We start from the raw sequence: 11,649 nt of genomic DNA on the forward strand, positions 1-11,649 counted from the left end.
CCCGCGGCGATAGCCCGGCGGCCCGATGGATCGGCTGGACGTGGTCGTCGGGCCCAACGGCGCCGGCAAATCCACCTTCATCGCGCTCACCCTGGCGCCGCTGCTGCCGCGCAGCTTCGTGGTCAACGCCGACGAAATCGCCAGGCAGCGTTGGCCGGCCGACCCGGCCGGACACTCCTACGAGGCGGCGCGGATCGCCGCCGACACCAGGGCGAAGCTGATCGAGCTGGGTCGGTCGTTCATCGCCGAGACGGTGTTCTCCCACCCGTCGAAGCTGGACCTGGTCGACGCCGCGCGCCGCGCGGGCTTCACCGTCGTCCTGCACGCGCTGCTCATCCCGGAAGACCTCGCGGTCGAGCGGGTCCGGCACCGCGTGCAGGCGGGCGGCCACGACGTGCCGGAGGTGAAAATCCGGCAACGGCACCGCCGCCTCTGGGCTCAGGTGGCCGACGCCATCACCCGGTGCGACAGCGTCACGGCCTACGACAACAGCCGCCTTCGCGGACCCCGGATCGTCGCCCAATTCAGCGGCGGCGTCACGGTCGGCGCCCCGGACTGGCCGTCCTGGGCACCCGAGGAACTGCGGTCCCGCTGGCCGGACTAGTTCACCAAGGCAGCTTGGCGCGCCCGGTCTTGGCCGGCGCCCCCACCCGCTCGCGCGCAGTGTCGGCGAGGTAACTACCCCGTTGGCGGGCCGTCTCGGCCAGTTCCTCACCGCGGTCACGCGCCTGTTCGGCCAGCTTTTCGCTGCGCTTGCGCGCCTGCTCGGCGAGCTTTTCGCTGCGCTTGCGCGCCTGCTCGGTGAGCTTTTCGCTGCGCTTGCGCGCCTTCTTGGCCAACTTCTCGCTGCGCTTGCGCGCCTTCTTCGCCAACGGCGCGGCCCAGTCGGCCGCCTCGTCGGCCAGCTCCTCGCTGCGCTGCCGCGCCTTCTTGGCCAGGTACGCGGCTTGGTCGGCGGCGTCGTCGGCCCACTCCTCGCCACGCTTGCGGGCCTTTTTGGCCAGCGGCTTACCGCGTTCCGCGGCGGTGCTGGCGAAGTCGCGGCCACGCTCGAGCGCGGCCTCGGCGTAGGGGGCGCTGCGCTCCGCGGCGGTGTTGGCGAGCCCCCGCCCGCGTTCCAGCGCGGCCTCGGCGTACGGCGCGCCGCGTTCCGCGGCGGTGGCGGCCAGCTCGCGGCCCCGCTCGGCGCCGATCTGCAGCCCGTGCACGATCTTCTCGCCGAGCTCGGACAAGTCGGGATCGAACGAGTCATCGGATCCCGGCAGCGCCGACGACACCCGCTCCGAGAGCCGCTCGGCGGCCTGACGGCCGCGCCACCCGAGCGAGGGCTTACCCGCCGTGTCCGCCGACGCGATCAACAGGCCGCCGAGCAGGCTCAGATCGGTGAGGAACTGCTGACGCTTGTGCGCCTTCGCCTGGGGGTCGATCTCGTTCCAGAACGAGTGCGCGCCGAGGTTGGCCGGAAGCACGGTGACGGCCAACGCGGCCGACGCGACGCGGGGCAGCTTGCCGGTGGCGAGCAGCAGGCCGCCGCCGATCTGCACCGCCGCGTTGATCTGCGCGAAGGTTTCGGGGTCGCTGGGGATGCTGCTGCTCACCGAATCGGGCAACGCCTGCAAACCGTCCACCGCCGGCGCGGCCGCGGCCGCCGCCGTCTTCGGGTTGAGCAGTGAGTTGATGCCTTGGCCGATGAATGCTGCTGATAACAGGGGTCGCGCGATTCTCCGGATCACCATGGCGGCTGTATTACCCGACTGTCTGACGAGCAAACCGCCCCGGCCATATGCGCAGCTTAACCGCTGTATCGAACGCAATCGGGCGGTCCGGACCGGATAGGGTGGAGCCGTGCGAGCGTTGATCATCGTCGACGTGCAAAACGATTTCTGCGAGGGCGGCTCGGTGCCCGTGCCAGGGGGAGCCGCCGTGGCTCCCGCGATCAACACCCACCTGGCCGCGGCGCCGGGATACAGGTGTGTAGTGGCCACCCAGGACTTCCACGTCGATCCGGGAGATCACTTCTCGGATCGACCGGATTTTTCGTCGTCGTGGCCGCCGCATTGCATCGCCGGGACGCCCGGTGCGGACTTTCGGCCCGACCTCGACACCGCGCGGATCGACGCGGTGTTCCGCAAAGGCGCCTACGGTGCGGCCTACAGCGGATTCGAGGGTGCCGACGAGCGTGGCACGCCGCTGCTGGACTGGCTGCGCCGACGCGGCATCGACGAGGTCGACGTCGCGGGCATCGCCACCGACCATTGTGTGCGCCGCACCGCCCAGGACGCGGCACGGGCCGGCCTGCGCACGCGGGTGTTGGTGGACCTGACCGCCGCCGTGGCGGCGGCGTCGGCGGCCGAGGCGCTGGCAATGATGCATGCCGAAGGCATCGAGCTGGTAGGGAGAATGTGATGCCGACAGCGTCCGACCGCGAACAACTGCTCGCCGCAGTGGAGCGCTCCCCGCAGGCGGCGGCCGCGCACGATCGGGCCGGGTGGGTGTCGCTGTTCACCGCCGACGGTCGCATCGAGGATCCGGTCGGTTCGCGCCCGCATGTCGGGCACCAACAGATCGGCCGCTTCTACGACACCTTCATCGGTCCCCGGGACATCACCTTCCATCGGGACCTCGACATCGTCTTCGGGGCCGTGGTGCTGCGTGACCTCGAGCTGGAAGTGGCGATGGGCCGGGGCGTCACGATGTACATCCCCGCGTTCCTGCGCTACGACCTGCGAGAAGAGCAGGGCCAGTGGCACATTGGCGAACTGCGGGCCTACTGGGAGCTGCCGGCGATGATGGCGCAATTCCTGCGCAGCGGGACGCGCGCGGCGGCGCCCGCGCTGCGCCTGTCCGCGACGTTGTGGGCTAACCAGGGACCGCGCGGCACCGCTGGTTTCCTGGCGGGGTTCCGGCGGGCGGGCTCGCGGCACAAGGCGCTGGTCCGGGCTTTTCTGGGCGCCGCGGCCCGCGGCGACACGGCCGCCGCGGCGCGCGCGTTGTCGCCCTCCGCCGCAATCACTTTGGGGGATCGCGAACCCCTTGACCTCCCCGAACTGACCACGCAATTGGACAACGCCAGTCCGACCAAGATCAACAGCGCCGGCCCCACCGTCGCCGTCGCGGTCAACTCGAGTCACGGCCGCGGAATCCTGTTCGCCGAGGCGGCATGGCGGGGTAACGCCATCGACCGCATCCGCTATTTTCCCGCCTGACGTGGTGGCCTCCGGCATTGCGCTGTCGCGCAGCGGCTTTGTGGCGGCGCGTCATCCCCGTCCCGGGTGCGGGTCGGCGCACAATCGACACCGTCAGACGCCGCTGTCGCGGCACGCCCTTCGAGATCGGACGCGCGGCCGTGACCTTCGCAACGTCTTGCGGTACCAAGGAGGGCAGACGGCGCCGGCCGCCCGGACGGCGCCGAAACACCGTCGGGAGTGCAATGCTCGATAAGCCGTTGGGCCGGCGGGATTTGCTGCGCGGCGCCGGGGCGCTCGGTGTCAGCGCGCTGGCGCCGTGGGCCGCGGGCTGCGCCCCCGACGACGACGCGCTGACCTTTTTCTTCGCGGCCAATCCCGACGAGCGCGACGCCAGGATGCGCGTCGTCGAGGCTTTCCAGCGCCAGCATCCCGACATCAAGGTTCGGGCGATCCTCTCCGGACCCGGGGTTATGCAACAACTTTCGACCTTCTGCGCGGGTGGCAAATGCCCCGACGTGCTGATGACCTGGGAACTGTCGTACGCCGAACTTGCCGCCCGCGGGGTGTTGCTGGACCTCAACACGCTGCTGGCCCGCGACCGGGCGTTCGCTCAACAACTCAAGGCGGACAGCATCGGGCCGCTCTACGAAACCTTCACGTTCAACGGGGCGCAGTACGCGCTGCCCGAGCAGTGGTCGGGGAACTACCTGTTCTACAACAAACGCCTCTTCGCCGAGGCGGGTGTCGCGCCGCCGCCCACGACGTGGGAACGCCCCTGGACGTTCGGCGAATTCCTCGACGCCACCCGAGCGCTCACCAAGCGGGACGCCTCGGGGCGCGCCGCCCAATACGGATTCGTGAACACCTGGGGCTCGTACTACTCCGCCGGGCTGTTCGCCATCAACAACGGTGTGCCGTGGTCGACGCCACGCCTGAACCCGACGCACTTCAACTTCGACAACGACGCGTTCATCGAGGCGGTGCAGTTCTACGCCGATCTGGCGAACCGGTACCGAGTGGCCCCCAACGCCTCCGAAACCCAGTCGATGTCCACGCCCAACCTGTTCGCGTTCGGCCGGGCCGCGATCGCGCTGGGCGGTCACTGGCGTTACCAGACCTACATCCGGGCCGAGGGGCTGGACTTCGACGTTGCCCCGCTGCCGGTGGGGCCGGCCCTGCCGGCCGGGCACGCCGCGTGTTCGGACATCGGCGCGACCGGCTTGGCCATCGCGTCGAGCAGCCGGCACATCGAACAAGCCTGGGAATTCGTCAAGTTCGCGACCGGTCCGGTCGGGCAGGAGTTGATCGGTGAGACCTGCCTGTTCGTGCCAGTGTTGCGGTCCGCCCTGAACTCGGCGGGGTTCGCCAAGGCCCACCAACGGGTGGGTAACCTCAGCGTGCTCACCCAGGGACCGGCCGTCTCGCAGGGCCTGCCCATCACCCCGGCCTGGGAGAAGGTCAACGCCCTGATGGACCGCAACTTCGGGCCGGTGTTGCGGGGCAGCCGGCCCGCGTCGTCGCTGGCCGCACTGCCCGGCCCCATCGACGAGGTGTTGCGCAGCCCATGAGTGTGGTCAACGCGGTCGACCCGGCCCACGACGCGGCGCACCCCCAGCGCCGCAACGACTCCGTCGCCGCCCGGCGCCGCGCACGGGCGGGACGGATGTTCGTCGCGCCCAACCTGTTCGCGGTGGCCGTGTTCATGGTGTTTCCCCTCGGCTTCTCGCTGTACATGAGCGTGCAGAACTGGGACGTGTTCCGGCCCCCGAAGTTCGTGGGCTTGAAGAACTTCCATGACCTGTTCACCTCCGACCCGTTGTTCCTGATCGCCATCCGCAACACGGTGATCTTCACCGTGGGCACCGTGGTTCCCACGGTCGCGATCAGCCTGGTCGTCGCCGCCGTGCTGAACCAAAAGGTCAGGGGCATGGGGTTCTTCCGCACCATCGTCTTTCTGCCGCTGGCCATCTCGTCGGTCGTGATGGCGGTGGTGTGGCAATTCGTGTTCAACACCGACAACGGGCTGCTCAACATCATGCTCGGCTGGGTGGGCATCGGGCCGATCCCCTGGTTGGTCGAACCCCGGTGGGCCATGGCGTCGCTGTGCCTGGTCAGCATCTGGCGGAGCGTGCCGTTCACCACCGTCATCTTGCTGGCCGCCATGCAGGGCGTCCCGGAGACCGTGTACGAGGCGGCCAAGATCGACGGGGCCGGCGAAATACGCCAATTCGTCTCCATCACCATGCCGCTCATCCGCGGGTCGATCTCGTTCGTCGTCGTCATCTCGATCATCCACGCATTCCAGGCCTTCGACCTGGTGTACGTCCTCACCGGTCCCAGCGGCGGGCCGGAATCAGGCACCTACGTCCTCGGAATCATGTTGTTCCAGCACGCCTTCGGGTTCCTAGAATTCGGCTACGCTTCGGCCCTGGCATGGGTGATGTTCGCCGTGCTGCTGGTCCTCACCGTGCTGCAGTTGCGCCTGAGCCACCGACGATCCTGGGAGAACTCGCGTGGGCTCACCTAGGAGCGCGCAAGCCCAGCGGCGGGGCCTCGTTTCGCGCGCGGTCGTCCGCGCCGGCGTCGTCTACGCCTCGTTGACCGTCATCGCCTGGTGCGCGCTGTTTCCTATCGCCTGGGCGGTGTCGGGTTCGCTCAAGACCGAGGGCGAGATCAGCGAACCCAAACTGCTGCCGGCGCATCCCCGGTGGTCGAACTACTCCGAGGTATTCGCGCTGATGCCGTTCGGCCGAATGTTCTTCAACACCGTCGTCTACGCCGGCTGCGTCACCGCGGGGCACGTGTTCTTCTGCTCGTTGGCGGGATATGCCTTCGCGCGCCTGGACTTCCGGGGCCGCGACGTGTTGTTCGTCTTATACCTGGCCACGTTGATGGTGCCGCTGACCGTCACGGTGATCCCGCAGTTTCTGGTGATGCGGACCCTGGGGTGGGTGGACACGCCGTGGGCGATGATCGCGCCCGGATTCTTCGGCAGCGCGTTCGGCACCTACCTGATGCGGCAATTCTTCCGCACGCTACCAACGGATCTGGAGGAGGCGGCGATTCTCGACGGCTGTTCGCCGTGGCAAGTGTACTGGCGGATCCTGCTGCCGCACGCCCGCCCGGCGGTGATGGTGCTGGCGGTGCTCACCTGGGTCAACGTCTGGAATGACTTCCTGTGGCCGCTGCTGATGATTCAGCGCAACAGCCTGGCGACGCTGACCCTCGGGCTGGTCCGGATGCGGGGCGAGTACGTTGCCCGGTGGCCGGTGCTGATGGCAACCTCGATGCTGATCATGCTGCCCTTGGTGCTCGTCTACGCGGTCGCGCAACGCTCGTTCGTGCGCGGCATCGCCGTGACCGGGTTGAACGGGTAATCGTGGCGTCGGTGACTTTCGACCAGGCGACGCGGCGCTACCACGGCGCGGAGCGCCCGGCGCTGGACAACCTCAACCTCGTCGTCGCCGACGGGGAATTCGTCGTGCTGGTCGGGCCGTCCGGCTGCGGCAAGACCACCTCGCTGCGGATGGTGGCGGGGCTGGAGACCGTCGACTCCGGCAGCATCCGGATCGGCGACCGCGACGTCACCCACGTCGACCCGAAGGCGCGTGACGTCGCGATGGTGTTCCAGAACTATGCGCTGTATCCCCACATGACGGTCGCGCAGAACATGGGCTTCGCGATGAAGATCGCCAAGACGCCGAAGGCCGAAATCGCCGAACGGGTGTTGGCCGCCGCCAGGCTGCTCGACCTGGAGCCTTATCTCGAGCGCAAACCGAAGGATCTGTCCGGGGGGCAGCGCCAGCGGGTGGCCATGGGCCGCGCGATCGTGCGCCGCCCGCAGGTGTTCCTGATGGACGAGCCGCTGTCCAACCTGGATGCCAAGCTGCGGGTGCAAACGCGCAATCAGATCGCGGCGCTGCAGCGCAGGCTGGGGACCACCACGGTCTATGTCACCCACGATCAAGTCGAGGCCATGACCATGGGCGACCGGGTCGCGGTGCTGCGCGACGGTCTGCTGCAGCAGTTCGCTCCGCCCCGGGAGCTCTACCGAAATCCGTGCAACGTTTTCGTCGCGGGGTTCATCGGATCCCCGGCGATGAACTTGTTCACCCTGCCCGTGGTGGATTCGGCGGTGGCGCTGGGGGATTGGCTGATCCCGCTGTCGCGCGACATCGTCTCGTCAACGGCGGCCGCGGGCGAGGTGGTCGTGGGGGTCCGGCCCGAGCACTTCGAGCTGGGTACCCTGGGCGTCGAAATGGAAGTCGACGTGGTGGAAGAACTGGGGGCCGACGCCTACCTTTACGGGCGAATCACCGGTTCGGGCAAGGTGATCGACCGGCCGATCGTCGCCCGGGCGGACGGGCGCCATCCGCCGGAGAAAGGCAGTCGCGTGCGCCTGCATCCCGAACCCGGGCACCTGCACTTCTTCGGCGTGGACGGACAGCGACTGTGTTAGGGGCTCCACGGACACCCGCGGGTCGGCGGCCGTGAGCACGCCGGCCCGCGCCGACCTGGTGTGCGAGGGCGGTGGCGTCCGCGGCATCGGTCTCGTCGGCGCCGTCGATGCGCTGTCCGAGGGCGGTTACAGCTTCCCGCGGGCCGCGGGCACCAGCGCGGGAGCTATCGTTGCCGCCTTGGTCGCGGCGCTGCAGGTCGCCGGCGAGCCGCTGAGCCGGCTGGCCGAGGTGATGCGCAGCATCGATTACCGAAAGTTTCTGGACCGCAGCCTCATCGGTCGGCTTCCGCTCGTCGGCGGGGGACTGTCGCTGCTGCTGGCCGACGGCGTGTACCGCGGCGCCTACATCGAACGACTCCTGGCCGGGCTCCTCGACGACCTCGGCGTGCGCACCTTCGGCGACCTGCGCACCGGTGAGGAAACCGACCAGTACGCGTGGTCGTTGGTGGTGACGGCCAGCGATCTGTCCCGACGCCGGCTGGTGCGCATCCCGTGGGACCTGGGCGCGTACGGTATCGACCCCGACGATTTTCCCGTGGCCCGCGCCGTGCACGCGTCGGCGGCGATCCCGTATGTGTTCCAACCGGTTCGGGTCCGCGGCGCGACCTGGGTCGACGGCGGCCTGTTGTCCGGTTTCCCCGTGCAACTGTTCGACCGGCCGGGTCCGCGCTGGCCGACCTTCGGTATCCGGTTGTCCGCGCGTCCGGGCATCCCGCCCACCCGGGCGGTGCACGGCCCCGTGTCGTTGGGCATAGCGGCGATCGAAACGCTCGTCAGCGACCAGGACAACGCCTACATCGACGACCCGTGCACCGTCCGACGCACCATCTTCGTGCCCGCCAACGACGTGAGCCCCATCGACTTCGACCTCTCGGCCGCCCAGCGCGACGCGCTGTACCAACGCGGATTGCGAGCGGGCCAACAGTTCCTACGAACCTGGGACTACCCGGAGTTCCTCAAAGTTTGCGACACGCCGTGACGCGGGCGCCGGTGCTCAGCCGCCGGCGCAGCGGATCGCGTGGACGCGGCGGGTGACGCGGTCGATATCGTCCAGCGACGGCATCTGGTCGGTGATCCGGGTGATCTCCACGCCGATGTCCACCGAACTGATGGGCCACAGCCGGCGCATCATGAGTTTCGTTGCGATGGCCGCGATGTCGTCATCGCAAAGGCGGCGGCGCGCCAGCGCCAACAGCGGGATGTACCCGGTGCCCGGCATGCCGCTGGGGTAGCCGGCCCGCACGAAAGCCACGATGCTCGACACCCAATGCGCCAGGTCCATGCGTCCACCTCGCTAACTGCCGGCGAAACGGCAGCCTTTCCCTTGGCTAGCAACGTACCATCGGCGATACCAGCAGCCTGGTAACGCCACACAGTTAAACGCGTTTTTTATGTCGACGTTGCCGACACCGTCAGGAGACGATTCGGCAACGATGGGCGCGCTGCAACGGGCTTCGGCCGCAACGCTTTCTAATATTGACGGGTGGATCGCTACGGAACAGATGTCCTGGCCGCCGGCCGACCCAAGCCCCGCTCGACCGAGCACCCGGCCGACATCGGCTTGGTGGTGGAGGACGCCCAGACGGGATACGTCGGGGCGGTCGTGCGCGTCGAGTACGGGCGCGTCGACCTGGAGGACCGGCGGGGTCACGTGCGCGGATTCCCTTTGGGTCCTGGGTATTTGCTCGATGGGCGACCCGTCATCCTGACCGCTCCCCGCCGAGCCGCGCCCGCCGCGCAAACCCGAACGGCCTCGGGGTCGGTCGCCGTGCCCGGCGCGCGGGCTCGGGTCGCCCGTGCCAGCCGGATCTACGTCGAGGGCCGCCACGACGCCGAACTCATCGCCCAGGTCTGGGGCGAAGACCTGCGCATCGAGGGCGTCGTCGTTGAGCAGCTCGGCGGCGTCGACGACCTGGCGAGCATCGTCGCCGAGTTCGCCCCCGAGCCCGGTCGCCGGCTCGGCGTGCTCGTCGACCATCTGGTGCCGGGTTCGAAGGAGACGCGGATCGCCGACGCGGTGCGTCGCGGTCCGGGCGGCGCCGACACGCTGATCGTGGGGCACCCCTATGTCGACATCTGGCAGGCCGTGAAACCCCAGCGGCTCGGGCTTGCGGCCTGGCCCCAGGTCCCGCGCCAGGTCGAGTGGAAGCGCGGCGTGTGCCGGACGCTCGGCTTGCCACACACCACGCAGGCCGACATCGCCGCGGCGTGGCGGCGCATCCGCTCCCGGGTGCGCGACTGGAACGACCTGGAGCCGGCGCTGATCAGCCGGGTCGAGGAGCTCATCGACTTCGTGACGCAACCGGCGGCCTGACGCCGCCGACCCGCCGGCCCGCGGCGGCGCCGAGTGAGGTTAGGCTAAGTCGACAGTCTCGATCGTTGGGGCGGAAACGAGCGCATGCAGGGCGTATTCGGCGTTTTCATCGGCACCTTCCTGATCGGCCTCCGCGAGGGGCTGGAGGCGGCGCTGATCGTGAGCATCGTCGCGGCGTTCCTCAAACGAAACGGCCAGTCGACTCGCCCGCTGGTCGCCGGCGTCACGCTGGCCGTCCTGGTCAGCGCCGCGGTCGGCGTCGGGCTGGACGCCTTCGCGGCGAGCCTGCCGCAGGCCCGGCAGGAGGCGATGGAAGCGGTCATCGACGCCGTCGCGGTGGTGTTCGTCACCTCCATGATCGTCTGGATGAACACCCACTCCGCGCGCCTCAAGGGTGGCCTCGAACGCGACGCCCAGCGCGCGATGAGCCGCGGTGGCGCGCTGGCGCTGGCGGTGATGGCCTTCCTGGCGGTGCTCAAAGAGGGCTTCGAGACGTCGGTGTTTCTGCTGGCGGCCGCCCAGACGTCGCATGGCAGCCGGTGGGCGGCCGCGCTGGGCGGCGCGTCAGGCATCGCCGTGGCCATCGGGCTGGGCGCCGGCCTCTACGCCGGCGGCCTGCGCCTCAACCTCGGCCGGTTTTTCCGCGTCACCGGCGTGTTCCTGGTGCTCATCGCCGCGGGGCTGGTGCTGGGCGCCCTGCGCTCGGGTCACGAGGCGGGCTGGGTGAACCTCGGGCAGCAACGGGCGCTCGACCTGTCCCGGTGGATACCCCCGGACTCCGTGCCGGGCGCGCTGATCACGGGGATGTTCGGCATTCCCGCCGACCCGCGGCTCGTCGAACTGCTGGGCTGGGCGGCCTACGCGGTGCCGGTGCTGATCGTGTTCTGCTGGCCGGACGGGCTTGCCGCCGCACCGCGAACGCGGGCCAGGGTGCTGACGGCCGCGGCGCTGACATCGTTGGTCGCCGCCGCCCTGCTGGTGCTGGCCGTGCCGGCCGCCCACCCGGTGAGCTGCGGGCGGCAGCGCGTCGTGAGCGACCAGGCCGGCCGCACCGCGCGGGTCGCGGTGTCCACCGGCCCGCAGCGCGCGACGCTGACCATCGCCGACGCCGCGAACGTGCACACCCTGGCGCTGTCGCCGGCCGGCGAGCAGGCCGTGGACGGCGTCGGGGTGCGCGCCTGGCAGGCGACGGCCGGCGACGCGGCCGCCGCGGACGCCCCACCCACGGTGACCCTCGAGCAGCTCGTCGACTTAACGGGCGGCCGGTTGCCGGTGGGGGTGTCCGCCGCACGTACCTCCGGCGCGTTCCGCGTGCAGTGGAACACCTCGATCGTGTACTCGGTATTGGCCGCCGGTGACTGCGTGGTGAGCGCGCGAGCGTCGACCAATCGCACCGCAACCCTGACCGGCGGTGGCCTGGCCGCCGCCAGGACCGTGAGCATCGGAGGCCTGCCCACGGATTGGTCGACCACCGCGGACGACGATCGCCGGACCGCGGCGCAACTCGCGGCCGACCGGTACGACGCGGCGCAACCCAGGCTGTGGGCGGTGTGGCTCCCGTTGCTGCTCGGCGGGCTTGCCCTGCTCTGCGGCGTTCGCGCTGTAGCCTCGACGCGGCGCTGGCAGCCGCCCCGCCGCGCAAGAAAGGAGACCGGGTGAGGGCGTCACTCGAAGCGGGCGGATCGCGC

12 protein-coding genes are annotated in these 11,649 nt (G+C 69.6%); 10 read left to right on the forward strand and 2 right to left on the reverse strand.

The window, feature by feature from the left end; translation table 11 throughout:
* The first annotated feature begins 25 nt into the window (after positions 1 to 25).
* Positions 26 to 604 (forward strand): AAA family ATPase, encoded by a 579-nt coding sequence (locus A5700_RS20885; protein WP_068068013.1) that lies wholly within the window; start codon positions 26 to 28, stop codon positions 602 to 604.
* Between the two features lies 1 nt (position 605).
* Here A5700_RS20885 and A5700_RS20890 read toward each other — a convergent pair whose 3' ends face one another.
* A complete protein-coding gene (locus A5700_RS20890) occupies positions 606 to 1,736 on the reverse strand; it encodes a DoxX family protein (protein WP_068068016.1) in 1,131 nt (376 codons plus the stop codon).
* 109 nt (positions 1,737 to 1,845) lie between these two features.
* Between A5700_RS20890 and pncA the strand changes: the two genes are divergently transcribed.
* The 7 genes from pncA to A5700_RS20925 all read left to right on the forward strand — a co-directional run bounded on the left by pncA (position 1,846) and on the right by A5700_RS20925 (position 8,626).
* Positions 1,846 to 2,406 (forward strand): pyrazinamidase PncA, encoded by a 561-nt coding sequence (gene pncA / locus A5700_RS20895; RefSeq protein WP_068068019.1) that lies wholly within the window; start codon positions 1,846 to 1,848, stop codon positions 2,404 to 2,406.
* Positions 2,406 to 3,206, forward strand: coding sequence for a ketosteroid isomerase family protein (locus tag A5700_RS20900; protein WP_068068124.1), 801 nt, complete (start codon positions 2,406 to 2,408; stop codon positions 3,204 to 3,206). Before pncA ends, A5700_RS20900 begins: the two co-directional genes overlap by 1 nt.
* Positions 3,207 to 3,430: 224 nt before the next feature.
* On the forward strand, positions 3,431 to 4,756 hold the full coding sequence (locus tag A5700_RS20905; RefSeq protein ID WP_068068021.1) for a sugar ABC transporter substrate-binding protein: 1,326 nt from the start codon (positions 3,431 to 3,433) through the stop codon (positions 4,754 to 4,756).
* 95 nt (positions 4,757 to 4,851) lie between these two features.
* Positions 4,852 to 5,715 (forward strand): carbohydrate ABC transporter permease, encoded by an 864-nt coding sequence (locus A5700_RS20910; protein ID WP_231973741.1) that lies wholly within the window; start codon positions 4,852 to 4,854, stop codon positions 5,713 to 5,715.
* Positions 5,716 to 5,785: 70 nt separating this feature from the next.
* Positions 5,786 to 6,565, forward strand: a complete 780-nt coding sequence (locus A5700_RS20915; RefSeq protein ID WP_231973742.1) for a carbohydrate ABC transporter permease — start codon at positions 5,786 to 5,788, stop codon at positions 6,563 to 6,565.
* 2 nt (positions 6,566 to 6,567) lie between these two features.
* Complete coding sequence (locus A5700_RS20920) at positions 6,568 to 7,647, forward strand: ABC transporter ATP-binding protein (protein ID WP_068068029.1); 1,080 nt, start codon at positions 6,568 to 6,570, stop codon at positions 7,645 to 7,647.
* A gap of 31 nt (positions 7,648 to 7,678) precedes the next feature.
* Positions 7,679 to 8,626: a patatin-like phospholipase family protein gene (locus A5700_RS20925; protein ID WP_068068032.1), complete on the forward strand. Its 948-nt coding sequence runs from the start codon at positions 7,679 to 7,681 to the stop codon at positions 8,624 to 8,626.
* Positions 8,627 to 8,641: 15 nt separating this feature from the next.
* On the opposite strand, the gene A5700_RS20930 is transcribed toward A5700_RS20925, so the two are convergent.
* Positions 8,642 to 8,929 carry a DUF3349 domain-containing protein gene (locus A5700_RS20930; RefSeq protein WP_068068035.1) on the reverse strand — a complete coding sequence of 96 codons (288 nt, stop codon included), beginning with the start codon at positions 8,927 to 8,929 and terminating at the stop codon, positions 8,642 to 8,644.
* Between the two features lie 201 nt (positions 8,930 to 9,130).
* Between A5700_RS20930 and A5700_RS20935 the strand changes: the two genes are divergently transcribed.
* The gene (locus A5700_RS20935; protein WP_068068038.1) at positions 9,131 to 9,961 is read left to right on the forward strand and encodes a DUF3097 domain-containing protein; all 831 of its coding nucleotides are present in this window, start codon (positions 9,131 to 9,133) and stop codon (positions 9,959 to 9,961) included.
* Between the two features lie 84 nt (positions 9,962 to 10,045).
* Complete coding sequence (gene efeU, locus A5700_RS20940) at positions 10,046 to 11,620, forward strand: iron uptake transporter permease EfeU (protein WP_068068041.1); 1,575 nt, start codon at positions 10,046 to 10,048, stop codon at positions 11,618 to 11,620.
* Positions 11,621 to 11,649: the final 29 nt, after the last annotated feature.

This window comes from Mycobacterium sp. E1214 (assembly GCF_001666755.1).
In the GTDB taxonomy this organism is placed as follows: Bacteria; Actinomycetota; Actinomycetes; order Mycobacteriales; family Mycobacteriaceae; genus Mycobacterium.

Excerpts from the sequence above, each read along its gene's own strand:
- A5700_RS20900 (WP_068068124.1), top strand. The coding sequence starts at position 2,406 with ATGCCGACAGCGTCCGACCGCGAACAACTGCTCGCCGCAGTGGAGCGC.
- A5700_RS20890 (WP_068068016.1), bottom strand. The coding sequence starts at position 1,736 with ATGGTGATCCGGAGAATCGCGCGACCCCTGTTATCAGCAGCATTCATC.
- A5700_RS20905 (WP_068068021.1), top strand. The coding sequence starts at position 3,431 with ATGCTCGATAAGCCGTTGGGCCGGCGGGATTTGCTGCGCGGCGCCGGG.
- efeU (WP_068068041.1), top strand. The coding sequence starts at position 10,046 with ATGCAGGGCGTATTCGGCGTTTTCATCGGCACCTTCCTGATCGGCCTC.
- A5700_RS20930 (WP_068068035.1), bottom strand. The coding sequence starts at position 8,929 with ATGGACCTGGCGCATTGGGTGTCGAGCATCGTGGCTTTCGTGCGGGCC.
- A5700_RS20910 (WP_231973741.1), top strand. The coding sequence starts at position 4,852 with ATGTTCGTCGCGCCCAACCTGTTCGCGGTGGCCGTGTTCATGGTGTTT.
- A5700_RS20885 (WP_068068013.1), top strand. The coding sequence starts at position 26 with ATGGATCGGCTGGACGTGGTCGTCGGGCCCAACGGCGCCGGCAAATCC.